A 24,545-nucleotide genomic window follows, 5' to 3' on the forward strand; every position below is an offset into this window, starting at 1 on the left:
TCCGAGTGGATCAGGCGGTGCGGTCCAGGCGGGCCACCCCGATGGCGCTGTCGGCCATCCCGTAGAACACGTAGTCGACGCCGTCGATCCGCTCGATGGTCGTCGGGAAGACCACGTTGGCGACGATGCCGTCGGTCTCGTCCGCGGTCTCCGGGGAGAGCAGCGGCTCGCTGGTGCGCCGGAGGACCCGCGAGGGGTCGTCGGCGTCGAGGATCATCGCGCCCGCCGAGTAGAAGACGTCCTTCTGCTGCGCCACCCGGAACTCGAGCGTGCCGACGACGCCGTGGTGGATGAGGAGCCACCCCTCGGGCACGCGCAGGGGCACCGGTCCGCCGCCGATCTTCAGCTCCTCGAAGGCGTGCTCGCTGAGGGCCACCTGCCGGTGCCACCTCCACCGCACGAGGTTCGCGACGTCGCGCTCCACCTCCTCGACGGGCACGTAGCTGATCCAGATGCCCGCGCGCCGGTCGGTGACCTGCGCCGGGGGCTCCGCCTCGATGCCCTCGGCGATGCCGAGCTCCCAGGTCGGCCGGTGCAGGGCGGCGTAGCAGGGCGTCCCGTCGGGGCCGGGGACGGCCTCGGGGAAGAACAGCGTGTCCTTGTTCGGGAACAGCGACAGGTCCACGCCGAGGTCGTCGTCGTAGGCGAAGTGCACGGGGCCGAGCCGCCGCCACTCGCGCAGGTCGGAGGAGACGGCGATCGCGCTGCGGGGGCCGACCGGCCCGTAGGCCACGTAGGTCATCACGTGGAGCCCGAGCGCGTCGATGAAGGTGATCCGCGGATCCTCCACCCCCGCGTTCTCGAGCCCCCGCTCGAAGGGCCGGTCGGGCGCGAGCACCACGCCCTGCCGCTCGACGCCGACGGGCACGCCGTCCTCCACGAGGATGCGCGCGATGCCGATGCGGCTCACGTTGCCGGCGGCGACGAGCCGCGGGAGGAGGTACAGCTCGCCGTCGGGGCCGCGCCCGCTGGCCGGGTTCAGCACCCCCTCGGCCTCGAAGGGGTCGTCCGGGTCGGGCGTCATCACGACGCCCACGCGGGTGAGCGCGTAGGGGAACGCGGTCGTGGGGGAGGTGGTCGAGGTCATGGTCAGCCTTTCACGCCGGAGCCGATGTCGGTGGAGATGAAGTACCGCTGGAACACGATGAACAGCAGCACGGCCGGGGCGGCCAGCACGCACGCGCCCGCGAGGACCGCGCCGAACGGGTTGGCCGCGGTCGCCGCCACGTTGCTGATGTAGTTGGCGAGCGAGACCGCCAGCGGCTGCAGCGTCGCGTCCTTGGTGATGAGGAAGGGCCACAGGAACTCGTTCCAGGGTCCGATGAAGGTGAGCAGCATCACGGTCACGAGCGCCGGTCGCACGAGCGGCAGCGCGATCCGGCGGAGCACGGCGAGCTCGCCGGCGCCGTCGATGCGCGCCGCGTCGAACAGCTCGCGCGGCACCTGCAGGAAGTACTGCCGGAAGATGATGACCGCCGTCGAGTTGATGGCGAACGGCAGGATCATGCCGAGGTGCGAGTCCGCGAGGCCGTAGTCCCGCGCGATGAGCACGTACAGCGGGATCATCAGCAGCTGGAACGGCACCACCTGGACGAGCAGCGCCAGCGCGAAGGTGATGCCGCGCCCCCGCCACTCGAGCTGCGCGAGCGCGTAGCCCACGAGCACCCCGAACACGACCGTGCAGAGGATCACCCCTCCGGTGAAGATGCCGGAGTTGACGAGCCCCGACACGAGGTCGATGCGTCCGTCGATGTCCGTGTAGTTCGCCCCGGTGATGTTGCCGAGGGAGGGGAACGCGCCCGCGGGCGACGGGTCGGGCGACTCCTGGAGGGAGCCGACGACCATGTAGTAGAACGGGAACAGGAACACGAGCGCGCCGATGGCGAGGACGACCGCGCGCAGGGCCTTCTGCCCCCGCGTCATGCGGTCGCTCACCGGTCCCGCTCCCCGGCGAAGCGGTTCTGCAGGAGCGCGATGACGAGCACCAGCACCACGAGGACCACGCCGATGGCGGCGGCCACCCCGGGCTTCCCCTGCTGGATCCCCTCCTGGTACATCAGCAGCACCGGGGAGGTCGACGCGCCGTTCGGCCCGCCGCCCCCGGTGAGCAGGTACGGCTCGGTGAAGAGGTTCGCGCCGGTCACCGTCGCGAGCAGCAGGACGAGGACCGTCGCGGGGCGGACCCCGGGGATCGTCACGGAGAAGAAGGTCCGGACGCGCCCGGCGCCGTCCGTGGCCGCCGACTCGTACAGCTCCCTCGGCACGTTCTGCAGCGCCGCGAGGTACAGCAGGATGTAGAACCCGAGCTGCTTCCACGTCACGAACAGCGCGATGGTCGGCATCGCCCACGCCGAGTTGATGAGCCAGGAGGGCGTCGGTGCGAGCGGCCCGAGGACGGAGTTCACCAGCCCGTCGCCGGAGAACAGGAACAGCCACACCCCGACGACCGCGACGCTCGCGGTCACGTAGGGCACGTAGTAGGCGACCCGCAGGAACGTGCGGAACCGCACCACCTTGTCGAGGGCGGTGGCCAGCACGAGCGAGAGCACCACGGTGAGCGGCACGTTGATGAGGAGGAACACGCCCACGTTGCCGAACGAGCGGATCACGGCGGGGTCGCCGAGCACGGTCCGGAAGTTGTCGAGGCCCACGAAGGGACGGTCGACGACCGCGCCGGGGGCGGCGAAGAAGTAGTCGTGGAACGCCATGTAGATGGCGAAGCCCAGCGGATACGCGAACACCGCGAGGACGAACACCAGGTACGGCGCGCTGAACAGGAGCCCCAGCGGGTGGCGCCCGAGGATCCGGTGCAGCGGCCCCCGGCGCTCCGCGGCGGAGGGCGAGGGCCGCGGGGCGCCGGGCGGGCGCCCGGCGCGCCGGGGCGCGGAGGTGACGGACACGGCGGTGCCTAGCCCTGCGCGGCGAGCTCGTCGATCTGCGCGGCGGCCTCGTCGAGCGCGTCGTGGACGTCGCCCTCGCCGAAGATCACGGCCTTGGACCACGCGTCGCGGAACGCCTGCAGCATCTCCACCGTGGTGGGCCCGCCGGGCACCTCGACCGTGCGCGCCGCCTGGTCGCCGAACTGCGTGTAGGCGGGGTTGGCGGTGAAGTAGTCGGCGTAGGTGCCCTGCAGGTCGGTGCGCAGCGGCATCTGGCCGGTCAGCTCGAGGAGCTGCCCGTCCTGCTCCTCGCTGGTCGCGAACTTGAGGACCTCCCAGGCGGTCGCCTGGTTCTCGCACGCCGAGTACAGGCCGACGTTCTTCGCGTCGCTGAACGTGTAGACCTCGTCCGCGGGCTTCCCGTCGGCGGTGGGGACGGGGACGGATCCCCAGTCGACCTTGTCCTGGTAGACGGACACGGCCCACGGGCCGACGATGGACATGGCCGCCTGCCCGTCGGCGAACGAGTCGCCCGTGTAGGCCTCCTGGCCGGCGAGGCCCTCGGAGTAGAGGCTCGCCCAGAAGTCGGCGGCCGCGTATCCGGCCTCGTCCGCGAAGGTCGCCTTCCCGTCCTCGACGAGCTGCGCGCCGTCGGACTGCGCCGCGTAGAGCGGGTAGAAGTCGAACTGGGTCTGGAAGAACTCGCTCGTCGGAGCCGGGAGGATCGCGTTGGGCGCGACCCCGGCGTCCACGAGGGTCTTCGACGTCGCGAGGAAGTCGTCGTAGGTCGACAGCGCCGGGGCCTCGGGGTCGAGCCCGGCCTGCCGGAACAGGTCCTTGTTGTAGAAGATCATCACGGGGTTCGACTTCCACGGCATCTGGTAGTAGCCGCCGTCCTCGCCCTGGTACTGCTCCGCGGAGTCGCCGCTGCGCTCCTCGATGTAGGAGGCGCCGTCCGGGAACGACGACAGGTCGACGAGGCCGCCCTGCTTCTGGAACTGGCCGACGGCGCTCGGCGCGGTGTTGAAGATGAGGCACGGCGCGTTGCCGGCGGTGATGGCGGCGCCGATGACCTCCTCGCTGCTCTTGCCCGCGGGGATCTCCTGCCCGGTGATCTGCTCGTCGGGGTGGTCGGCGTTCCAGGCCTCCACCATCTGCTTGCCCCACGCCACCTCCTGCTCGTTGTTCGAGTACCAGATGGTGATGTCGCCGGTGGCCTCGAGCTTGGCGGAGGCGTCGCCCCCGCCTGCCGAGCTGCAGGCGGTGAGGGCCGCGAGGGCGATCGCGGAGGATGCGGCCACCGCGAGGCGGCGGCGGGATCGTGACGGCGTGCGGGACATCGGTGTCTCCTGTCTCTCCCGGCTCCATCGCCGGGTGCGGTGCTGCGGATCGTGCGGTGCTGCGGTCGTGCGGTCGTGCGGTGGTCCGGTGCGGCGGCGCGGTGCCGTCGCGGCGGGGTCAGGGGCGGACGGGGGTCCGGTCGTCGGCGGGTGCCGGGCCGGTGGATCCGCGCACCACGAGGCGCGCGGGGTCGAGCTCGACGCTCGGGACGGATTCCGCGTCGACGCGGGCGAGGAGCGTGCGGGCCGCGGCGGCCCCCCACGCGAAGGGGTCGCTCGCCACGGTGGTGAGCGGCGGGTAGACGTGCTGGGCGATGTCCGTGCCGTCGAACCCGGTGATCGAGAGGTCGTCGGGGACCCGGAGGCCGGACCGCTGCGCGACGCCGAGCCCGGCGATCGCCATGGGGTCGTTCGCGTAGACGATCGCGGTCGGCCGGTCGGGCCGGTCGAGGAGCGCGCGGGTCGCACGCGCCCCGTCGGAGGCGGAGAAGTCCGTCTCGACCACGGTCGCGTCCGCCGCCCCGAGCTCCGTCGCCGCCGCGAGGAAGGCGTCGCGTCGCCGGCTGCCGTGCAGCATCCCCGACGGCCCGGCCACGTGCGCGATGCGCCGGTGCCCGAGGTCGACCAGATGGGCGACGGTCGCGCGCACGCCCGCGGCGTCGTCGAGCACGACCGCCGGCAGGTCGCTGGGGCACGCGGGGCGCCCGAGGGTCACGGCGGGCAGCCCGAGCGACGCCACGAGGGCGATCCGCGCGTCGTCGTGCCGCAGGTCGGTGAGCAGCACGCCGTCGACGCGCCGGTCCCGGGCGAAGGAGCGGTAGGCGTCGAGCTCCGCGTCCTCCCCCTCGACGACGCTCAGCACGAGCGCCCGGCGGAGGGGCGCGAGGACGCTCTCGACGCCCGCGATCAGACCCGGGAAGAACGGGTCGACGCCGATGACCTTCGGGTCGCGCGCGATGACGAGGCCGACCGCGTAGGACGTGCGGGTCGACAGCGAGCGGGCCGGGAGGCTGGGGCGCCACCCCAGGTCGTCGGCCGCGCGCAGGATGCGGGCGCGGGAGTCGGAGCTGACGCCCGGCCGGTCGTTGAGGGCCGCGGACACGAGCGCCTTGCTGACGCCGGCGCGCTGGGCGACGTCGAGGATCGTGGGTGCGCCCGCGGCCATGGCCCCTCCTCGTCGAGTGCCGGCGGGCCCCGTGGATGCGCGACCTGAACCGGTTCAGATGACGCTACGCCCCGACCGCCGTCGAGCGCAAGGGCCGGATCGAGACCGGGTGCGAGGGCCTGGTCGCCCAGGTCCGGCGGGCTTACGCCTCCGGCGCGACCAGCCCCTCCATCACGTCGAAGAACGAGCTCCAGCCCTGGATGGTCATGGCGCGCTGCTCGGGCGTGAAGTCGCCCGCGACCTGCGTGAACGTCATGCGCGTGGCCCCGCCCGCGACCTCCTCGAGCTCGATCCGCAGCGGCTCGCCCGCGGGCTCGTCCGGCCGGTCGGTCATCGTCATGCGGAGGCGTCCCGGGCGGTCGAGCTCGACGTACCCGCCGGCCCAGTCGATCGCGTTCCCGTCGGGGAGGCGCATCACGGCGGTCCAGGCGCCGCCCTCGCGCACGTCCATCCGCAGGGTGTCGTGCGGGACCTCGATGTCCGCGCCGCCGAACCAGGCGGAGAAGTCGGCCGGGGTGGTCCACGCGTCGTAGACGCGCTCCCGCGGGGCGGCGAACGTGCGGGTGATGACGATGGGCTCGCTCATGGCGACCTCCGATGCTGCAGGACGGACGGGCCCCGGGCCGGACGCCGGCATGGGGAGGGCCGCCGCCCCTGAGGAGGCGGCGGCCCTGCCGCGAGTCGACCAGCCGAGGACGGCCGTGTCAACGGGGTGCACCCGGGGAGCGCTCAGTCCCCGTCCCGGCCGTCGCGCGCGTCGCTCGACGGGACCGCGACGCGCGACGCCGCGTCGGCCGCGTCGGGTCCGGTCGCCGCCGACCGCCCACCCCGCCCGCCGGTGCGCGCCGCGGCGCGCTGCTCCGCCTCGAGCCGCTCGGCCTCCTCGCCGCCCACCGCCTCGCCGCGGGCGACGAGCCCGGCGACGTCCGACAGCGGGATCTGCTTCAGCAGCAGCGAGAGCACGAACGCGATCGCGATGAACGGCACGAGGTACCAGAACACGGGTGCCAGCGCGTCGGCGTACGCGTCGACGATGCCGTCGCGCACCGGGCCCGGCAGGGTGCTCAGCGTCTGCGGGTCGATGCTGCTGGCCGACGCCGCCGCATCCCCCGGGGCCGCGCCCGCGCCGGCGAACACGCTCGTGAGGTTCTCGGTGAGGCGCGTGGTGAACAGCGTGCCGAACACGGCCGTGCCGAGCGCGGCGCCCACCTCGCGGAAGTAGTTGTTCGTGCTGGTCGCGGTGCCGATCTGCGCGGCGGGCACCGCGTTCTGCACCACGAGCACGACCACCTGCATGATGAGCCCCAGGCCCAGGCCGAAGACGAAGAGGAACACGCAGATGAGCCACACGGGCGTCTGGGCCGTGAGCGAGGTCATCAGCACGAGCGCCAGCATGGTGAGGAGCGTGCCGACGATGGGGAAGATCCGGTAGCGCCCGGTGCGCGTGATGAGGATGCCCGAGAGGATCGACATCCCGATGAGGCCCACCATCATGGGCAGGAGCAGGAGCCCCGACACCGCCGCCGAGGTGCCCGTGGACATCTGCAGGAACGTGGGCACGAAGCCGATCGCGGCGAACATGCCGATGCCGAGCGCGAGGCCGATGGCGGTGGCGTTCACGAACACGGGGTTCCGGAACAGGCTCAGCGGGATGATCGGGTCCTCGGCGCGCGACTCGGTGAACACGAACAGCGACGCCGCGACCACGAGTCCGAGGCCGAAGGCCCACGTGACGAGCGATCCCCAGCCGTACGCCGTGTCGCCGCCGAAGTCGGTGAAGAAGATGAGGCACGTCGTGGCGATGGACAGGAGCAGCACCCCGGCCACGTCGATCCGCTTCGTGGCCTTCTTGCTGGGCAGCGTCAGCGTGATGAAGGCGACGACGAACGCCGCGATCCCGATGGGGATGTTGATGTAGAACGCCCACTGCCAGGTGAGGTGGTCGACGAAGAAGCCGCCGAGGAGCGGGCCGCCGACCGCCGAGAGGCCGAAGATGCCGCCGAGCGGGCCGAGGTACTTGCCGCGCTGGTTGGCCGGCACGATGTCGGCGATGATCGACTGCGACAGGATCATGAGCCCGCCGCCGCCGAGGCCCTGGGCCGCGCGGAAGACGACGAACGACCAGAAGTCGCCCGCGAACGCGCAGCCGACCGAGGCGAGCGTGAAGATCGCGATGGCCGCGAGGAACAGGTTCCGGCGTCCGAGCACGTCGCCGAACTTGCCGTAGACGGGCATGACGATGGTGGTGGCGAGCAGGTAGGCCGTGGTGATCCAGACCTGGTGGTCGACGCCACCGAGCTCGCCGACGATGGTCGGCATCGCGGTGGAGACGATGGTCTGGTCGAGGCTCGACAGGAGCATGCCGGCGATGAGCGCCGAGAAGATGATCCAGATGCGCCGCTGCGTGAGCAGCAGGGGCGCGGGGGCGGTGGCGGTCATGGGGTCCGTTCGGGCTGGCGGGTGGATGCGGGTGCGGGGTGGACGACCTCCCGCGCGGCGGCGAGGCGCCGGCGGAGGATCAGGTCGATGGGGTCGGCGTTGCCGGGCGCGAGGTACTCGCGTCCGCTCGCGCGGCCGAGGGACGTGACGATCTGCACCACGACGGCCGCGCGCAGGTCGCCGCGCTCCAGGCCCTCGCGGCGCTCGACGAGGAGCGTGTCGCTGTCCTCGTCCTCCACGGACGCCTCGATCGCCCGGATGAGGAGCCCGGGCTCGCGGCGCATGGCGGCGTGCATGTCCTGCATGGACGTGCCGTCGATGTCGAGCCGCGACCATCGGGCGAGGCACAGGTCGGCGAGGTCGTCGAGCAGCGTGGGCGACAGCTCCGGTTCCCGGGGATCGCCCGCGGCGACGAACGCGTCCTCGAGGTCGGCGGTGTCGAGGCGCGTGGAGCGCCCGAACAGGGCGTCCTCCTTGGAGGCGAAGTAGTTGAAGAAGGTGCGGCGCGAGACGCCCGCCCGGTCGCACACCTCCTCGACCGTGAAGCCGGCGAGGCCGTGCTCCGCGGTGAGCCGGCGGGTGAGGGTGGTCAGGCGCGCCGACGTCTCCACCCGCCGTCGCTCGCGGAGCCCGGTTGCACCATCTGTCATGGAGTGCATGTTTGCACTTCGCGGCCGTGAGTGCAAGCGAGCGCGCACGATCGGAGGCGGCGCTACTCCCCCGGCTTCGCGCGCAGGCCGAGGTCGACCATGTCGATGAGCCAGTCGAAGCTCGCGTCCGTCGCCGTCCCCCACTGGAAGCCGCCGTCGGCCTCGATGGTGGCGAAGCCGTGGAATACGCTGCGGAGCGCGCGCAGCGCGTGAGTGGCATCGGCCTGCGGGAGGTCGTACCCGCGGAGCACCGCGACGAAGGGCTCGAGCCCGCGCGCCGACGCGACGGCGATGGGATCGTCCGGGCCCGTGACCTCGACGCCGACGGTAGCGGCGTACCGGCCGGGGTGGGCCAGGATGAACCCGCGGAGCGCGTGGGCGGCGGCCCGCAGGGCGTCGCGTCCCGCGCGCCCCTGGATGGCGGCGCCGATCGCGTCCGCCGCCTCGTCGAGGGCGCGCGCGGCGATGCGGCGGGTCAGGTCGTCCTGGCCGGCGACGTGCTTGTAGAGCGAGGGCGTGCGCACTCCGACGCGTTCCGCCAGCCGGCCCATGGTCAGCTCGGCGAAGCCGATCTCGTCGGCGAGGTCGGCGCCGGCGGCGACGACCGCAGCGGTGTCGAGGCCGGCCCTAGGCATGCGCGCTCGCCAGGAAGGCCGTCATCGCGGTCGCCACCTCGGCGGGGTGCTGCGCGTGCGGGTAGTGCCCGGCGCCGTCGATCACGACGAGGCGACCGAGGCCCGCGGGCCGAGGGCGGCGACGATCGCCTCGCCCTCGGCCCGGGGGTCGGCCCAGTCGCAGTCGGCCCCGCCCTGCACCACGAGGACCGGGCATCGCACGCTCCCGAGCTGCGCGCCGGCGTCCGCCGGGGTGCCGGAGCCCATGGCCCGGAGCGCCTGCATCCGGCCGGGCTCGGCGAGCATCGCGTGGATCCGCTCCAGGCGGGCGGCGTGGTCGGCGGGCCGGATGCCGGGGTACGCGACGTCGAGGTAGCGCAGCCACTCCCGCGAGCTGCGCAGCAGGGTCGTGCCCAGGAGGTGGCGCATGCCCCGGCGGAAGGCGGGGTTCCGGAGGTCGGAGAGGGAGAGCGACTGCTTCCGGGTGAACGGCGCCAGCTCGACCACGGCGGTGACGAGGTGCGGGGCCGTCGCCGCGGCGATGGTGACGGCACCGCCGGAGATGGAGTGGCCGACGAGGACCGCGGGGCCGCCCAGGTGCTCGACGAGCCGGATGAGGTCGCCGGCGATGTCGGTGCGGGAGTGCCCGGCCCATCCGACGCTCGACTCCCCGTGCCCGCGGAGGTCCACTGCGGCGACCCGGTAGCCGGCCTCGACCAGGAGGGGAGCGAGGAAGCGGTACGCCTCCCGGCTGTCGCCCATGCCGTGGGCGAGCACGAGGAGCGGACCGGTGCTGCCGCTCAGCTCGTAGGCGAGCGTGCCGCCGTCGATGGTCAGGTGCTCGGTCATGCCCGCCTCCGGATGGGATCCACACGATGGCTTACCGCGTTAGCCAAAAGCTAGCACTATTAGCCACGCGTGGTCCACCCCCTCCCGGGATGATGGGACGGCGGGCGACGAGGCCCGCACGACCCGAGGAGCGACGTGATCACCGAGCTGCACCCCTCCGCCGACCTGAGCCCCGAGGACCGCGCCGCGACCGGCGCCCTCACCGACGCGGCGTTCACCCTGCCGCCGGACGACCCGGCGAGCCTCATGCGCTGGGCCGACCCCGACGAGACCGCCATCGCCCGGGATCCCGACGGCGGCGTCGCCGCGATGGTCGTGGTCGTGCACCGCGACGGCCTCCTGGACGGGGAGCCCGTGCGCCTCGCCGGGATCGGCGGCGTCGCCACATTGCCCGCCCTCCGCCGCCGCGGCTACGCCCGCGCGGCCCTCGAGCGGGCGCTCGCCGCGATCGACGCGCAGGGCCCCGACATGACGATGCTCATCTGCGCCCCGGCGCGCGTGCCGTTCTACGCGAGCGTCGGCTTCGTGCCGTTCTCCGGCACCACCTGGATGGAGCAGGACGGCGAGCGCGTCGTGCTCGACTACGAGCCGACCATGATCCGCCCGGGCCGGCTGCCCGCCCCCGCCGACGGCGACCTCGACCTGTGCGGACCGCCGTGGTGACGGCCGCGCCGCGGATCGCGCTCGTCCGGGTGGACGCGGAGGCGGAGGCGGACGCCCTCCGCGCGTTCCTCACCACCAACGCGTTCCCGTTCCACATGACGCCCGAGCCGAGCGCCCGGGACGTCGACCGGCGCATCGCCGAGGGCGCGTTCCGCGCCCCGGACCACGAGGCGCTGTGGGTGGAGGTCGCGGGGTCCGGGCGCGTGGGCCTCGCGGTGCTCGACGACCTCGAGGATCCCGGCGTCATGCTCGACCTCCGCCTCGCGGAGCGGTGGCGGGGCCGGGGGCTCGGCGCGCCCATCGTGCGGGCGCTCACCGACCACGTGTTCCGCACGTACCCGCACGTGCTCCGGTTCGAGGCGCAGACGCGCGACGACAACCGGGCGATGCGCCGCGTGCTCGTACGCGCCGGCTTCGCGAAGGAGGCGCACTACCGCGACGGCTGGCCGGTCGCGGGAGGCGCCGCCCGGGCCTCGGTGGCCTACGGCGTGATCCGCCGCGACCACGAGGCGGGCACCACGACGCCCGTCCCGTGGGACGACGAGGCGTAGCCGCGCCCTACCACGCACGGATGCTGCGCGGCCGCGCGGAACCACGCGCGGAACCGGCTCGACGGACACGATCTGGCGCCGAACCCGCCGTTACGGTGGAGTCACCGCACGCCACCCGCACGATCGGAGGTCGAACCATGTCCCACGCCGCCCCCACCGCCGCAGCCGTCATCGGCGAGCCCGAGGTCGTCGAGGACGTGGCCGCCGTCGCCTCCTTCCCCGCCTGGCTCGACCTCAAGGCCGCCGCCGTCGCCCTCCAGCCGCTGCAGGCGAAGGACGGCTCCGTGCCGGACGCGGCGCACCACGCGGAGGCCGCGCGCCTCGTCGGCGCCATCCGCGAGTCCGTCCGGGCGCTCGCCCCGCTGTTCCCGCACGACGCCGCCTACCTCGCCGCCCTCGACGTCGACTTCGCGCGCTGGGTCGACGACGGGCTCGGCGTCCCCGACTTCCTCGACTCGCTCACCGCGTTCCAGCCGCAGCGGGACCGGATCGACGGGATCCGCCACCTCGTCGTCTTCCCGATGACGACGCAGAACGGCAGCGCCAGCCGCCTCGTCGAGGCCGTGCTGATCGAGGTCGTCTGGCCGGAGTTCGTGGCGGAGCTGGAGGCGGGCGACTACGGCAACGCCCTGTTCGTCCCCATCCGGTTCCTCGACTTCACGCCCGGCTACGACACGAACTCGGCGGTGCTGTTCCCCGAGACCGTCGCCATGCGCGAGATCCCGACGTTCACCTGGGGCGCGATCTTCGCCGACCGCGAGGCCGCCCGCTTCCGCCGCGTCGTGCGCCACGCCGCCGAGGTCACGAAGCTCGAGCTGCCGGAGGACGCGCGCCGCCTGCTGGAGGACCAGCGCCTCGCGGAGGAGACCTTCGTGATGTGGGACCTCATCCACGACCGCACGCACATGCGCGGCGACCTGCCGTTCGACCCGTTCATGATCAAGCAGCGGATGCCGTTCTTCCTCTACTCGATCGAGGAGCTGCGCTGCGACCTCACCGCGTTCCGCGAGGCCGTCGCCATCCAGCGCCGCCTCGCCGCGGTGGACCCCGTCGAGCGCAGCGCCGCCGACGACGCCCTCCTGGAGCGCGCCGGCATGGTGCAGCACGCGGTCATCTTCGATCGGATCTTCCGCTTCGCCATCACCGGGTCGCGCGTGCGCAACTACGACGGCCTCGGCGGCCAGCTCCTGTTCGCGTGGCTGCACCAGCACCACGTGCTGCACTGGACCGACACGCGCCTCACGATCGACTGGGACGAGGTCGCCGACGTGGTCGTCGCGCTCGCCGACCGGGTCAACGACCTCTACTGGCGCTCCATCGACCGGCCGAAGACCGCGCACTGGCTGGCCGCCTACGCGATGGTCACCGAGACGGTCACGCCGCACCCGGCGTCGGTCTGGGCGAAGGGCCCCGACGCCCTGCCTCTCGACGGCCCGCCGAAGGGGCTGACGGACCTCGTGCTCGACGACGAGTTCCCGCTCAGCATGTTCTTCGAGGCGCTGGAGAGGAAGATGCGCGACGTCATCGGATCCACCGCCGGGATCACGGGGCAGGCGGCATGAGCGTCGACGGCCGCGTGGTGGTGGTGGCGGGCGCGTCGAGCGCCGCGGGTCGCGCGGTCTCCGCCGCCCTGACGGCGGCCGGTGCGCGCGTCGTCGCGGTGGGCACGGACGCGGGTCGCCTCGCGGGCGTCGACGCGGCCCGCCGTGAGGTGTGCGACCTCGCCGACCACGCGGCCGTCGTGGAGCTGGCCGACCGGATCCGCGACGGCCTCGGCGGCGTCGACGGGCTGATCCACCTGGTCGGCGGCTGGCGCGGCGGCAACGGCCTCGAGGGCCAGACCGACGACGACTGGGACTTCCTGCACGAGCGGCTCGTCACCACGCTGCGCAACACCACGCGCGCGTTCGACGCCGACCTGCAGGCGTCGGACGCGGGCCGCCTCGCCATCGTGTCCTCCACCGCGGTGCAGCGCCCGTATCCCGGCGGCGCCAACTACTCGACCGCCAAGATCGCCGCGGAGACGTGGGTGCGCGCCGTGGACCGCGGCTTCTCGAAGGCCGGATCCCCGGCGCGCACCACGATCTTCGTGGTCAAGGCGCTCGGCGGCCTCGAGCAGGCGCTCGCCCGCCGGGTCGTGGCGCTCTGGACCGCCGTGCCGCCCGAGCGGGAGCTGATCGAGGGCTGACCCGGAGGCGCGGCGTCACCTCGGCGGCGCATGACGTGCCGCCGCGAGGAGCGGCGCACCCCGGGGTTCCGCGCGACGCGCGGTATACGGTCGCGAGGTGACCCCGCACACCAGGACAGCCGAGCACGACGCCTTCGGCCCGTGGATCGACACGGTCCGCACGACCGAGGAGATCCCCCGCCTCTTCCGCCCGCACGGGGTGGACCCGTTCGCCGCGCGACTGGTGCTCAAGGTCCCGCGCGACATCCCCCGGCGCGACACCGACCCCTCCATGGACCTGTACGAGCACCTCCTCGTCCTGGGCGACGACGCGCTGGAGGTGCTGTCGCGCGACGGGTCCGGGTACGCGGTGCGCCGCATCCCCTTCGCGGAGGTCGTGGCCATCCGCGACAGCGTGGACCTGCTCGACGGCCTGCTCACGGTGCACGCGGCCGACGGCGGCGCGCTGCGGATCCCGTTCAACGGCGCGTCCGTCGACGTCGTCCTCGAGCTCACCGAGCTGCTGGTCGCGCTCGCGAGCGGGGCCGCCGGCGTCGGCGTCGCCTCTCCCGCGCGTCCGTCGCGGGCGACGCCGCGCGTCGACGTGGGCCAGGACGAGGCCGGCGTCGCGTCGGCCTACGGCGACCTGGCGGCGCGGGACCCGGAGCTGCGCCGGCTGTCGTCCCGCCCGCGCACCCCGCTGATCCCCACGGCGACCGGGCTCCGGGGCGTCCTGCAGCGCCTCCGCCCGATGAGCGCCGCCGGCGCCGTGGCCGCGTGCACCCCGCGCGAGCTGCTCCTCGTCACCCGCCGCGAGCCCGTGCTGCGCCGGCGCACCGCCACGCTGTCGCTCGACCGCCTGCGGATCCTCCGGCACGCCATCACGTCGACCGCGACGGCGCCGCACCCCCGGTGGGCCGGCACGTCGACCGTCACCATCCGCGCCGGCGCGGCCGCCTTCGAGCTCGTCGCGGCCACCGGGAGCGACATCGAGCGCGACCTGCTCGCCGGCGGCGGCTGAGCGCACCCGGCTCGGACGGGGGGCGCGGCGCTCGGCATCAGGCGGAGCGCACGTCCGTAGCGTGGTGCGCATGGAACCGCCCCTCGTCATCCTGGTCGTCCTCGTCGTCGTGGCGCTCACCGTCGCCCGGACCCTCGTGCGCCGCCGGGCCCGTGAGAAGGCGGACCGCGAGCCGCAGGTGCCCACCATGACGAGGGTCGTCGCCGCGGCCGTGCTGGGCGCGGTCCTCCTCGCCGTCGTCGTCGACGATGACGCGCCCCGCCAGGGCCGGCCGTGACCGACGCGGTCCTCCTCACCGGCACCGTCGGCGCGGGCAAGACCACCACGATGCACGCGCTCGGCGACCTCCTCGGCGAGCGCGGCGTGCCCCACGCCCTCGTCGACTCCGACGCCGTGCGCCTGCTCCGTCCGGCGCCGGACGACGACCCATTCCAGCAGCGGGTCGAGCTCCTCAACCTGCGCGACCTCGCCCGCAACTACCGCGCGGCGGGCGCGCGCGTCGTGGTCGCCGCCGCGGTGGTCGAGCGCGCCGACGGCCTCCCGGCCTACGCGGAGGCGCTCGGCGCGCGCGACCTGCTGGTCGTCCGGCTCACGGTCGACGCCGACGCCGTGCAGGCCCGCCTCGGCGCCCGCCACCTCGACGACGCGGACGCCCTCGCCTGGCACCGCGCCCGCGCCCCCGAGCTCGCCGCGATCATCGACGCGGCCGGGCTCGGCGGGCTGATCGTCGAGACGACGCACCGGGATCCCGCCACGGTGGCGGCGCTCGTCGCCGAGCGCGCCGGCTGGTGACTGCGCCCTAGGGTCGAGGGATGAGCGACGACCTCCCCCTCGACTTCACGGCCCCGCTCGAGGTGTGGGAGGCGCGGCGCGAGTTCATGACCAGCGTGACCGTGCCCGTCGAGCTCGGCGGGATGCTGCAGGAGCTGGGCGAGGCGGGACGCCGCGGGTTCGGGTCGGTGCCGGTGCGCGTCCAGGTGGGGCTGACGACCTGGCGCACCTCCGTGTTCCCGAAGGGCGACGGCACGTGGATGCTGCCGGTCAAGCGCGCCGTCCGTGACGCCCAGGGGCTCGAGGTCGGCGCGCCCGTGCACGTCCACCTCGAGCCGCTCGGCTGAGCGCCTAGCCCGCGACGGGCGGGGAGTACAGCTGCAGGTCGTTGCCCTCGCTGTCCTGGAAGGGGAGGATGCGGCCCCACGCGTGCTCGCTCACCTCGCCCGTGATCTCGGCGCCTCGGCCGCGGAGGCGCTCGAGCTCGTCCTCGAGGGAGCCCTCCGGCATGAACGAGACGACCGCGCCGCCGCTCGACGACCCGCCCGCCTCCTCGCGCGCGTTGAGCCCGATCGTGAGCCCGCCCGCGTCCACCTCGCTCCAGTCCTCGTCCTCGCTCGTGACCGTGAGCCCGAGCGTGTCGCGGTAGAACGCCACCGCGCGCGTCATGTCCTGCACGGGCAGCCAGACCGTCGCCACCGAATCGACCATGGGAGTCCTCCTCGTCTCGAGGCCGGTCGGTCGACCGGCACTCCCCTCCGGTCTACTCCGACCGCGGCGGCGCTCTGCGGGAGCGCAGCGGATCCTCGGCAGGAGATAGTTGACAGGTGTCCACCACCGGCATATGGTTGCTGGTAGTCAACTACCCGGAGGAACATGTCCCAGCACCACCCGGCCACCGCCTCACCCGCGAAGGCCCCTCGCCGCACCGTCTCGGCCGACGGATCCATGTCGAAGCGCCAGGTCCTCGAGTCCCTCTCGGGCCTCCTCCTCGGCATGTTCGTGTCGATCCTCGCCGGCACCGTCGTCTCGACCTCGCTGCCGATCATCATCAGCGACCTGAAGGGCGACCAGTCCGGGTACACCTGGGTCGTCACCGCCACGCTGCTCGCCACCACCGTGAGCACGCCGCTCTGGGGCAAGTTCGCGGACCTGTTCAACCGCAAGCTGCTCATCCAGCTCGCGCTCGCGACCTTCGTGCTCGGCTCCGCCCTCGCCGGCTTCTCGCAGAACACCGAGACGCTCATCGCCTTCCGGGTGCTCCAGGGCCTCGGCGCCGGCGGCCTCGCGGCGCTCAGCCAGATCATCATGGCCGACATCATCAGCCCGCGTGACCGCGGCCGCTACGCCGGCCTCTTCGGCGCCGTCATGGCCGTCGGCACCGTCGGCGGCCCGCTCCTCGGCGGCGTCGTGACGGACGCGTTCGGCTGGCGCTGGAACTTCTTCATCGCGCTGCCCATCGCGATCATCGCGATCATCCTGCTGCAGGTCACCCTCCACCTGCCCGCCCACCCGAAGCGCAAGGTGCACGTCGACTACCTCGGCGCGGTCTTCATCGCGAGCGGCGTCTCGCTGCTGCTCATCTGGGTCTCGCAGGCCGGCAAGCAGTTCGAGTGGGCCTCGGGCACCTCGTACCTCATGGCCGCCGGCGCGGTCGTGCTGCTGATCGCCGCGGTGGTCACGGAGCTCAAGGTCGCCGAGCCGATCATCCCGCTCACCATGTTCCGCAACCGCACCTTCACCCTGTCGGTGCTCGCGAGCCTCGCGGTCGGCATCTCGCTGTTCGGCACCTCGGTGTTCCTCGCGCAGTACATGCAGCTCTCCCGGGGCGCCACGCCCACCCAGTCGGGCCTGCTGACCATCCCGCTCATGGCGGGCCTGCTCATCTCCTCCACCGTGTTCGGCAACCTGATCAGCCGCCGCGGCAAGTGGAAGGCGATCATGATCACGGGCGCCGTCCTCATCGTCGCCGGCACGGGGCTGCTCTCCACGCTCCGCTACGACACCGACTTCGTGCTCGTCGGCATCTACATGTTCGTGCTCGGCGCGGGCCTCGGCATGCTGATGCAGAACCTCGTCCTCGTCGTGCAGAACGCCATCGAGGTCAAGAACCTCGGCGTCGCCACCAGCGCGGTCACGTTCTTCCGCAGCCTCGGCGGCACGGTAGGCGTCTCGGTGCTCGGCTCGATCCTCGGCACGATCATCGCGTCGGAGATCACCGCGGGCATCACCAGGCTCGCTCCCGCGGACCAGGCCGCGGCCGCGCAGGCCCTCGGGTCCGGCGTCATCCCCCAGGTCTCGCAGCTCAGCCCCGCGGTCCGCGTGGTGGTCGAGAGCGCGTACGGCGTCGGCATCGGCGACGTGTTCCTCTACAGCGTGCCGCTCGCGATCGTCTCGCTCCTCGCGGTCATCTTCCTGCCCAACGCCCAGCTCGGCAGCAAGAACGCCGTGCAGCTGAAGAGCGCCGGGACCCCCGCGACCGACGGCCGGGACGTGCACCGTGAGGACGCCGAGGACGCGCTCATCGGCGCCTCCGCCGGAGCCGTCGCGCTCACGCCGGCCGGCGAGGCCAACCCCACCGGGTCGATCCGCCTCCCCGAGTCCGAGGACGCCGGGGCCGACTCCCGCCGATGACCGACGAGGACCGCTCCGCCGGGGGCGACGCCGCGGGGGACTCCCGCGGCGTCGCCGACGGCGTCGCCGCGGGCATTGCCGAGGTGGAGGAGCAGATGACCGCCCTCGCCGCGCGGATCCGGGCGACGACCCGGGAGGCCGCCGCGGCGATCCACCCGGACCTCCCGCCCATCGGCTACAAGATGCTCCGCGTGATCCGCCGCTGCGGCAGCGCCCACGCGAGCGCCGTAGCCGACCAGCTCGGCGTCGACCGCAGCGTGGTCAGCCGCCAGCTCCGCCAGCTCCAGGACCTGGGGCTCGTGGAGGTCGGCGCCGACGCGCAGGACGGCCGGGTGCGGGTGCTCGCGCTCACCGAGGTGGGCCGCGCGGGCATCGAGGCCGACGACGTCCAGGGCGGCAGCCGCCTCATCCGCGGCCTCGGCGGCTGGACGCGCGCCGACCTCGACGCGTTCGCCGGCTACCTGGCCCGCCTCAACGCGGGCGGGGAAGCGGTGGCCCGCACGCCGGCGGAGCTCATCCGCTAGACCTTCGCGAACGCCCTCAGGGCGTCTCTCCTGCGAGCGGCGTCGGCGTAGACGCCCCAGGACAGGAGCAGGGCATGCTCGTGGATCGTCCGGGCGGTCGGCTCCGAGACGGGCAGCACGATGATGACCCGGAGACCTCGCGACTCAGCGTCGACCGATGCACGATGCGCAGCTTCATCGCCACGCTCGACCGCCTCCGTGGCATGCGAGGGGATGCCTGCGTACCAGCGGCCGAAGGCATCGAGGTCCAAAAGCTCCATGGGCTCCAGGACCTGCGGAGGCGGCAGCACCTCTCGCAGCCGCTCCCGGTCCTGCGCGGTCAGCACCGCGTGCGTCGCACCGGCTCGCCCTCTCGCTCCCACCAGCCAGTCGAGCATCATGGCCCATCGACGCGATATCTCCTCTGCCGCCTGGATGCCCTCCTCCGGTCGCACCGGCGGACAGGGCTCGACCGGCGCGAGGGACGCGGGGACGTCCGCCGCTTCGACACCGAGCCTGTCCCGGAGGAAGAGGAGCTTGAGGAGGAACTCGTCGTTGTCGATCACCGCGACGCCCGCGGCGTCCGACGAGGAGGAGCCGCTCTCGGGCGATCCCCACATCTCAGAGCCCCCGTCCGGTCGCCTGCCGGACGACGCTCAGCACGTCGACGGCGCCTGCGGGGCGCATCATCCGAATGCCGCCGTCGGCAGACCCGAGTAGCACACGCGCCCGTTCGTGCCGACCACGTGCGATCCCGCCGTCACTCCGGCGACTCCAGGGCCAGGGACCGTCGCGGCCGCCTGACTGGACCAGGCGCCGCCGCTCGGACCGTCCCACGGGAAGACGTGCGACGAGAGGAGTGACTGCGCGAGGACGCGCCATGTCTTCTCCGCGACCGGGAACGGGACCTGATATCCGGTGGTCACGGCCAGCGTGTCGTTGCTCAGCTTCGCGGCGTTGACGAAGGAGGTCCCGCAGTCTCCCGCGGCAGTGCCCGCGGACTGGGCCTCCTTCCTCGCGGCATCCGTGACGGGCACGCTGAACTGCATGCCGCCCAGGGCGGTGATGATCTCGTATCCGTGAGCGGCGGCCACCCCTGAGTCGTACCCACCGAAGGTCATGGGTGTCGACTGGGTCGCATGAGCGGGCGCCAGCTCAGCGGCTTGAGCCGAGGTGGCGCCGAATGCGGGAATGAGTGCAGCCGATGCGACGATTCCCGCCGCTATGCGTCGAGACATGGACGAGTGGACCATCTGAACTCCCTTGTTCTCCGAGGGGCGGCCATCGCCAGCCTCGAGTGATCGGATGACTCGCAGTGTCCACCTCCTGCGGAGTGATGATCAGGCCCCATCCACAGGTCCACGGGCGCTGATGCGCGGCGGTTCGATGTCGCGTCTTCCCGCAGCGCGCCGCGTGCACGGCATCGAGGGTGCGCGCCGCGCGGGCGATGGCCCGGCGGGTGGCACGATCGACCCATGAGCACCCCCAGCACCCGCGTCGCCCCACTCGAGCTCGACCACGGCGGGCGGATCCTCCGCGGCTGGGAGCACGGCACCGTACGGCCCGGCTCCCCCGCCGCGCTCCTGGTGCACGGGTTCAGCGACACCGGATCCGGCGGGCACGGCCTCTGGGTGCCGACGGCCCGCGCGCTCGTCGCCGCGGGCATCGCGGTGCGCTCCTACGACCGGCTCGGCCACGGGGTGAGCGACGGGGACTTCGCCGACGTGCGGCTGCTCGACGAGGTCGACCAGGTGTCCGCGATGATCCGCGCGCTCGCCCGCGACGCCGGCGGGCCCGTGCACGTCGTCGGCCACAGCCTCGGCGGGGTCGAGGCGGCGCTGGCCGCCGCCCGCGCCCCCGAGGTCGTGGCGAGCCTCACGCTGTGGTCGCCCGCGGGCGCCGTCGTCGACGACATCACCGTGCACGACCGGGTCCTCGGGAAGCCGCTCCCCGCGGCGCGCGCCCGTGGCATCGTCGACGTCGACGGCATGGGCCTCGGCCTGGGCTTCGCGGACGAGGTGCTCGCCGGGGTCGACGTCTACGGCCCGGCCGCCGCGTACCCGGGCCCGGTGGACGTGCTGCACGGCACCGCCGACGACGTCGTGCCCCTCGAGTACGGCGAGCGGTACGCCCGGATCATGCCCGGTGCCGCCTTCACGGCCGCCGAGGGCGCGGACCACGGCTGGTCGTCCCTCGAGCTGCGCCGGATGCTCGTCGAGCGGCTGCTCGCGCACGTCGCGCGGGCGTCCGCGGACTAGCGGGCCATCGCGCCCGGCGGCATCCTCGGGAGTGCCGGGGTCCGCCCCGCGGCGGGCGTCGCGGTCAGTCCTCGACGCGCACCCGGAAGTGCCGCGCGAAGACCGGGCCGAGCGCCATGAGCTGGTTCGAGTCGAGGACCGCGCCGCGGAGGCCGTCCGGGGTGTCGAGGTCGAGGATCTCGGCGCCGCGGAGGTCGAGGTGGGTGAGGCTCGAGTCGCCGAGGTCGAGCGTGCCGATGGTGGTGCGGGCGAACGCGATGCGCATGCCGGCGGTGCCGCGGAGGTCCAGCTCCTCGATGGCGCAGTCCGTGATGAGCAGGTCGGTGATCTTCGACCCGCGCAGGTTCACGAAGCCGAGGCGGCAGTCGACGATGTGCACCGACGAGAGCGTGGAGTCGTAGAGCTCGGCGGATCCGACCCGCGAGCCCTCCAGGCGCACGTCGCGCATGCGCATGCGCGGGGCCTTCAGCACGGGGGCGTCGAGGCGCGAGGCGAGCACGTCCACGAGGCTCGCGGCCGTGAGGTCGGCCTCGTGCAGGCGGAGGCGCTCCAGCACGCACTCCTCGAAGCCGACGTCGACGAGGTCGGCGTCCGTGAGGTCGGCGTCGGCGAAGCGGAGCCGTTCGAACGACGCGTGCGCGTCGAGGTCGGACGGGTCGCCGTCGGCAAGGCCGTCGAGCCGCGGGTCGCTGATGCGCGGCGGCAGGAGGCGGGTGGATGCGGCCATGCGGTCCTCCGGAGGGGTGTCGGATCCCGTCGGGCGGACGGTCGTCCCACCGTACGGGAGACCCCCTCGCCCTCCGCCCGCGCGCCCCTCGCCCTCCGCCCGCGCGCGCTGCCCGCGCGCCGCGCGCTACTTCGGCTGCTCGATGCCGAGCGAGTTGCCGTCGGGGTCGGTGATCCACGCGGACCACACGCCCGCGTGGTCCGCGATGCCGTCCACGGTCCTCAGCTCGTCGGTGTCGTACTCCTCGGGGTGCACGCCGCGCTCGGCCAGCTGGTCGAGCTCGGCGCGGAGGTCCCGCACCTTCCACGACGCCTTCGTCTGCTCGTCCTGCGAGCCGACCGTGCTGGACGTGACCGTGAGGTCGGTGCCGCCGGAGCGGTAGGTGATGGCCGACTCCGACTCCTCCGCCACCTCGAGCCCGAGGGCCTCGGCGTAGAAGCGGCGTGACGCGGCCATGTCCTGCGTGAGCAGGACGACGCCGACGGGGTGCTCTCCGAGCATGGTGACCTCGCGTTCCCGCCGCCCGGGTGGCGGCTCCCCTCGACCGTACGCGCGGGGGCGGGCGGTGACCCGGCCGTGCCGGGGCTCGGGTCAGCGCGCGGTCTGCCGGAGGTACGCGGCGTAGAAGCCGGCGCCCATCATCCGCGCGCCGACCGCGTCGTAGTGGATGAAGTCCTCGCCCTCGTTCGCGTGCCCGGACACCCCGGGCACGTACGCGACCTCCGGCCGCAGCCGCTCCAGGTCCCGGTGCACCGCGTCGATGTCCTGCCGCGGCCCGTTCGTCCCGATCCACTCGGGGACCATGCCGCCGACGAGGAACGGCACGGAGCCGTACCGGGTGACGAGGCCGGTCTCGAGCTCGAGGAGGCGGTCGGCGTACTTCGCCTTCGCCGCCACGCGCCCCTCGGCGGTGGGGGCGCTGGCGATGGCGTTCGCGTCCGACTCTCCCTGCGCCCAGATGATCGCGACGAGGCGGTTGTCCGGATCCAGCGCCAGCGCGTTGTCGATCTGCGTCGTCGCGTTGGCGTAGAGGTTCGTCAGCCCCGCCTCGACCGAGCCGGGCTCGGGGGTCGGATCCCACGTGAACCGCTGCACCGCGTCCACCCGGGTGAGGGCGGTGCTGCCCTGCGCCGCGGGGACCAGCAGCACCCGGCGGCCGGGCTCGGAGTCCGCGAGGAGCGCCCGCCCGAAGGTCATGCCCGGGCCGACGAGCTTCGGCCGGTCCGTCATCTTCCAGGTGGTGACGTGCTTGAGGCTGTCGTCGGCGGGGACGACGCGTCCCCAGTCCGCGTCCTGCCAGTCGCCGACCAGCTGGTCGACGCCCTCCCGAGGGACGTCGACGGCGGGGTCGTAGCCGAAGCCGCCGCCCTGCGCGTTGGACTGCCCGAGGATCGCCACCACGTCGTGGCCCAGGCCGTCCGCAGCACCGGCGACGGCCGTGACGGGGGCGGTCGCCCTCGTCGTGGAGCGGTGGACGTCCGGGATCCCGGCCCAGCTGCCCGAGACGGTGACGGTGATGCGCGCGCCGAGGGCCGCCGGGCCGAGCCGCAGGGTGGGTCCGGTCTCGGCGACCTGGGTGACGCCGTCGAGGTACCAGCGGTAGCGCAGCGGCGAGGACGTGGGCGTCCAGGTGCCGGGCAGCGCGCGCACCGCGCTGCCGACGGTCAGCTGCCCGACGACGACGGGCGCGGTGGTCGTGGGGGCGACCGGCGGCGTGGGGACGGGCGGAGCGGTCGGCTGCACGGTCGGGGCGGGGGTGGGCGCGGTCGTCGGCGCCACGGTCGGCGTCGGCGTCGGTGTGGGTGTCGGCGCGACCGTCGGCTTCGCGGTCGGCACCGGCGTCGGCGCGACCGTCGGCTTCGCGGTCGGCACCGGCGTCGGCTTGGGTGCCGGGGTCGGCTTCGGCGCGGGCGCGGGCGCCACGGCCTTGGTCGGGACGCTGTCCCGCATGCGGGTCTGCACGCCCGGCCGCGAGGCCGTCACCGAGGCGACGATCCGCGCGCCCGCGTCCGCCGCGGTCAGCCGGTAGGTGGCGGCGTGCGCGCCGGCGATGGCGACGCCGTCGCGGGTCCACCCGTAGGACAGCGTCGGCGCCGGGCTCCAGCCGCCGGGACGGGCCGTGAGGACGGATCCGACGACGGCCGACCCGGCGATCGTCGGCACCGGGGAGGTGGTGAACGCCGGGAGCGTGACGGGAGCGGTGGAGGCGCTGCGGCGCTCGGCGGCGATGCTGCCCGTCCGGGTGGCGACCACCCGGACGCTGAGCGCACGGCCCGCGTCCTTCGCGGCGACCGTGTACGTCTTGCGGGTGGCCGCGGGGATCGCGATGTCGTCAGCGGACCACTGGTACGAGAAGACCGCGCCGACGGGCTTCCAGGCGCCGGGCACCGCGGTGAGCACCCGGCCGACCACGGGCGTGCCGGTGATGGTCGGCGTCGGGGCGACGGTGAAGGGCACCGCGGGCTTCGCCGCGGACGGCCGGAGGACGGGGGCGACGGATGCGGCCGACGCGGCACCGGCTGCGGCACCGGCCGCGTCGGCGGGCAGCGCGACGGCGGACAGGACGAGGGCCGCGGCGAGCGCGCGTCCGGCGCGCAGCAGCCGTGAGCGGTGCCGGGTCGCGGCGGGGCGGGGGGCGTGTTCGTGCACGAGCGACTCCTGGGGACGGCCGCGTCGGGTACGCCGGCGATCCCCTTTTTACCCCACTGAGGAATTAAGTGCCGCCCCCCGAACGGCCGGTCGGAGGCGCATTGCCGGGGTCGGGCCCGAACTGGGCATGCGACATCACCTGCGAGAAGGCGATGATGGCGGCGTCGAGGCCGAGGAGTCCGAGCCCATCGTGTGCGCCGGAGGCCCGGCCTCCGTCACCGCGACCATGGTCGCCCCTTGACGCCGATTCCCCAGCCGCTGGAACATGACGCATGGCTGCCGTGGAGCACTTCGAGATCCCCGCCGACGACATGGCGCGCGCGAGCGCGTTCTACACCGCCGTCTTCGGCTTCCGCTACGAGGCGTGGGGGGAGGACGCGGGCATGGTCATCACCGGATCCGACGACGGGATCAACGGGGACCTGCATCAGCGCGCCGACGTGCCGCACCCCACCATCGTGATCACGGTCGACTCCATCGAGGAGACGGTGGCGCAGGTGGAGGCGCACGGCGGATCCGCGATGGGCGGCATCCAGATGCTCAACGAGACCGACCGCTGGGCGTACGTGCGCGACAGCGAGGGCAACGCGATCGGGCTGTTCGACCACGGGCCCGCGGGTGCGGCCGACTCCCCCGCCGAGACGACGACCGGCTAGTCGCGCCCG

28 protein-coding genes are annotated in these 24,545 nt (G+C 73.6%); 12 read left to right on the forward strand and 16 right to left on the reverse strand.

The annotated features are described in order from the left end of the window. Window positions 1-10 precede the first annotated feature (10 nt). The 10 genes from AC07VC_RS13025 to AC07VC_RS13070 form a co-directional block, all read right to left on the reverse strand. The gene (locus AC07VC_RS13025) at window positions 11-1,087 is read right to left on the reverse strand and encodes a glycoside hydrolase family 130 protein (RefSeq protein WP_317230623.1); all 1,077 of its coding nucleotides are present in this window, start codon (window positions 1,085-1,087) and stop codon (window positions 11-13) included. Window positions 1,088-1,089: 2 nt separating this feature from the next. Next, window positions 1,090-1,923 (reverse strand): carbohydrate ABC transporter permease, encoded by an 834-nt coding sequence (locus tag AC07VC_RS13030; protein ID WP_317230627.1) that lies wholly within the window; start codon window positions 1,921-1,923, stop codon window positions 1,090-1,092. Window positions 1,924-1,931: 8 nt separating this feature from the next. Then, the gene (locus tag AC07VC_RS13035; protein ID WP_494676543.1) at window positions 1,932-2,813 is read right to left on the reverse strand and encodes a carbohydrate ABC transporter permease; all 882 of its coding nucleotides are present in this window, start codon (window positions 2,811-2,813) and stop codon (window positions 1,932-1,934) included. A gap of 95 nt (window positions 2,814-2,908) precedes the next feature. Continuing rightward, complete coding sequence (locus AC07VC_RS13040) at window positions 2,909-4,219, reverse strand: extracellular solute-binding protein (RefSeq protein ID WP_317230624.1); 1,311 nt, start codon at window positions 4,217-4,219, stop codon at window positions 2,909-2,911. Window positions 4,220-4,337: 118 nt separating this feature from the next. Next, the gene (locus AC07VC_RS13045) at window positions 4,338-5,384 is read right to left on the reverse strand and encodes a LacI family DNA-binding transcriptional regulator (protein ID WP_494674992.1); all 1,047 of its coding nucleotides are present in this window, start codon (window positions 5,382-5,384) and stop codon (window positions 4,338-4,340) included. A gap of 142 nt (window positions 5,385-5,526) precedes the next feature. Further along, window positions 5,527-5,970 (reverse strand): SRPBCC family protein, encoded by a 444-nt coding sequence (locus tag AC07VC_RS13050; RefSeq protein WP_494674991.1) that lies wholly within the window; start codon window positions 5,968-5,970, stop codon window positions 5,527-5,529. Window positions 5,971-6,113: 143 nt separating this feature from the next. Beyond that, entirely contained in the window at window positions 6,114-7,823 is a 1,710-nt protein-coding gene (locus AC07VC_RS13055; protein ID WP_494674990.1) for a DHA2 family efflux MFS transporter permease subunit, read from the reverse strand. Further along, window positions 7,820-8,473 (reverse strand): helix-turn-helix domain-containing protein, encoded by a 654-nt coding sequence (locus tag AC07VC_RS13060; RefSeq protein ID WP_494674989.1) that lies wholly within the window; start codon window positions 8,471-8,473, stop codon window positions 7,820-7,822. The genes AC07VC_RS13055 and AC07VC_RS13060 overlap by 4 nt, the downstream gene beginning before the upstream one ends. A 62-nt stretch (window positions 8,474-8,535) precedes the next feature. Next, the gene (locus AC07VC_RS13065) at window positions 8,536-9,108 is read right to left on the reverse strand and encodes a TetR/AcrR family transcriptional regulator (RefSeq protein WP_317229555.1); all 573 of its coding nucleotides are present in this window, start codon (window positions 9,106-9,108) and stop codon (window positions 8,536-8,538) included. A gap of 81 nt (window positions 9,109-9,189) precedes the next feature. Beyond that, entirely contained in the window at window positions 9,190-9,936 is a 747-nt protein-coding gene (locus tag AC07VC_RS13070) for an alpha/beta fold hydrolase (protein WP_494674988.1), read from the reverse strand. A gap of 135 nt (window positions 9,937-10,071) precedes the next feature. On the opposite strand from AC07VC_RS13070, the gene AC07VC_RS13075 reads away from it, so the two are divergent. The 8 genes from AC07VC_RS13075 to AC07VC_RS13110 all read left to right on the forward strand — a co-directional run bounded on the left by AC07VC_RS13075 (window position 10,072) and on the right by AC07VC_RS13110 (window position 15,456). Beyond that, on the forward strand, window positions 10,072-10,599 hold the full coding sequence (locus tag AC07VC_RS13075; RefSeq protein WP_494674987.1) for a GNAT family N-acetyltransferase: 528 nt from the start codon (window positions 10,072-10,074) through the stop codon (window positions 10,597-10,599). Further along, the gene (locus tag AC07VC_RS13080; RefSeq protein ID WP_494674986.1) at window positions 10,596-11,150 is read left to right on the forward strand and encodes a GNAT family N-acetyltransferase; all 555 of its coding nucleotides are present in this window, start codon (window positions 10,596-10,598) and stop codon (window positions 11,148-11,150) included. Before AC07VC_RS13075 ends, AC07VC_RS13080 begins: the two co-directional genes overlap by 4 nt. 137 nt (window positions 11,151-11,287) lie before the next feature. After that, window positions 11,288-12,712, forward strand: coding sequence for a DUF6421 family protein (locus tag AC07VC_RS13085; protein ID WP_494674985.1), 1,425 nt, complete (start codon window positions 11,288-11,290; stop codon window positions 12,710-12,712). Continuing rightward, window positions 12,709-13,338 carry an SDR family oxidoreductase gene (locus AC07VC_RS13090; protein WP_494674984.1) on the forward strand — a complete coding sequence of 210 codons (630 nt, stop codon included), beginning with the start codon at window positions 12,709-12,711 and terminating at the stop codon, window positions 13,336-13,338. Before AC07VC_RS13085 ends, AC07VC_RS13090 begins: the two co-directional genes overlap by 4 nt. A gap of 97 nt (window positions 13,339-13,435) precedes the next feature. Next, complete coding sequence (locus AC07VC_RS13095; protein WP_494674983.1) at window positions 13,436-14,338, forward strand: hypothetical protein; 903 nt, start codon at window positions 13,436-13,438, stop codon at window positions 14,336-14,338. 70 nt (window positions 14,339-14,408) lie between these two features. Beyond that, a complete protein-coding gene (locus AC07VC_RS13100; RefSeq protein WP_494674982.1) occupies window positions 14,409-14,615 on the forward strand; it encodes a hypothetical protein in 207 nt (68 codons plus the stop codon). Further along, window positions 14,612-15,130, forward strand: a complete 519-nt coding sequence (locus tag AC07VC_RS13105) for an AAA family ATPase (RefSeq protein ID WP_494674981.1) — start codon at window positions 14,612-14,614, stop codon at window positions 15,128-15,130. The genes AC07VC_RS13100 and AC07VC_RS13105 overlap by 4 nt, the downstream gene beginning before the upstream one ends. Before the next feature lie 20 nt (window positions 15,131-15,150). Next, complete coding sequence (locus AC07VC_RS13110) at window positions 15,151-15,456, forward strand: DUF1905 domain-containing protein (RefSeq protein ID WP_494674980.1); 306 nt, start codon at window positions 15,151-15,153, stop codon at window positions 15,454-15,456. Window positions 15,457-15,460: 4 nt separating this feature from the next. Here AC07VC_RS13110 and AC07VC_RS13115 read toward each other — a convergent pair whose 3' ends face one another. Then, window positions 15,461-15,820: a VOC family protein gene (locus tag AC07VC_RS13115; protein WP_317229565.1), complete on the reverse strand. Its 360-nt coding sequence runs from the start codon at window positions 15,818-15,820 to the stop codon at window positions 15,461-15,463. Window positions 15,821-15,985: 165 nt separating this feature from the next. On the opposite strand from AC07VC_RS13115, the gene AC07VC_RS13120 reads away from it, so the two are divergent. Both AC07VC_RS13120 and AC07VC_RS13125 read left to right on the forward strand, forming a co-directional pair. Further along, the gene (locus tag AC07VC_RS13120; RefSeq protein ID WP_396335519.1) at window positions 15,986-17,743 is read left to right on the forward strand and encodes an MDR family MFS transporter; all 1,758 of its coding nucleotides are present in this window, start codon (window positions 15,986-15,988) and stop codon (window positions 17,741-17,743) included. Then, window positions 17,740-18,267, forward strand: a complete 528-nt coding sequence (locus AC07VC_RS13125; RefSeq protein ID WP_494674979.1) for a MarR family winged helix-turn-helix transcriptional regulator — start codon at window positions 17,740-17,742, stop codon at window positions 18,265-18,267. Before AC07VC_RS13120 ends, AC07VC_RS13125 begins: the two co-directional genes overlap by 4 nt. On the opposite strand, the gene AC07VC_RS13130 is transcribed toward AC07VC_RS13125, so the two are convergent. Continuing rightward, window positions 18,264-18,812, reverse strand: coding sequence for a hypothetical protein (locus AC07VC_RS13130; RefSeq protein WP_317229567.1), 549 nt, complete (start codon window positions 18,810-18,812; stop codon window positions 18,264-18,266). The two genes, AC07VC_RS13125 and AC07VC_RS13130, sit on opposite strands and share 4 nt — an antisense overlap. A 120-nt stretch (window positions 18,813-18,932) precedes the next feature. Then, a complete protein-coding gene (locus AC07VC_RS13135; protein WP_317229568.1) occupies window positions 18,933-19,340 on the reverse strand; it encodes a hypothetical protein in 408 nt (135 codons plus the stop codon). Between the two features lie 381 nt (window positions 19,341-19,721). On the opposite strand from AC07VC_RS13135, the gene AC07VC_RS13140 reads away from it, so the two are divergent. After that, complete coding sequence (locus AC07VC_RS13140; RefSeq protein ID WP_494674978.1) at window positions 19,722-20,504, forward strand: alpha/beta hydrolase; 783 nt, start codon at window positions 19,722-19,724, stop codon at window positions 20,502-20,504. A gap of 64 nt (window positions 20,505-20,568) precedes the next feature. Here the strand turns inward: AC07VC_RS13140 and AC07VC_RS13145 are convergent, their stop codons facing one another. The 3 genes from AC07VC_RS13145 to AC07VC_RS13155 all read right to left on the reverse strand — a co-directional run bounded on the left by AC07VC_RS13145 (window position 20,569) and on the right by AC07VC_RS13155 (window position 23,880). Further along, complete coding sequence (locus AC07VC_RS13145; RefSeq protein WP_494674977.1) at window positions 20,569-21,231, reverse strand: pentapeptide repeat-containing protein; 663 nt, start codon at window positions 21,229-21,231, stop codon at window positions 20,569-20,571. A gap of 126 nt (window positions 21,232-21,357) precedes the next feature. After that, a complete protein-coding gene (locus tag AC07VC_RS13150; RefSeq protein WP_317229571.1) occupies window positions 21,358-21,732 on the reverse strand; it encodes a VOC family protein in 375 nt (124 codons plus the stop codon). A 90-nt stretch (window positions 21,733-21,822) separates the two neighbouring features. Next, window positions 21,823-23,880, reverse strand: a complete 2,058-nt coding sequence (locus AC07VC_RS13155; RefSeq protein WP_494674976.1) for a sialate O-acetylesterase — start codon at window positions 23,878-23,880, stop codon at window positions 21,823-21,825. A gap of 272 nt (window positions 23,881-24,152) precedes the next feature. Between AC07VC_RS13155 and AC07VC_RS13160 the strand changes: the two genes are divergently transcribed. Next, window positions 24,153-24,536 (forward strand): VOC family protein, encoded by a 384-nt coding sequence (locus AC07VC_RS13160; RefSeq protein WP_494674975.1) that lies wholly within the window; start codon window positions 24,153-24,155, stop codon window positions 24,534-24,536. The last annotated feature ends 9 nt before the right edge of the window (window positions 24,537-24,545 follow it).

Source organism: Clavibacter sp. GW821-FHT01D01, assembly GCF_059422605.1.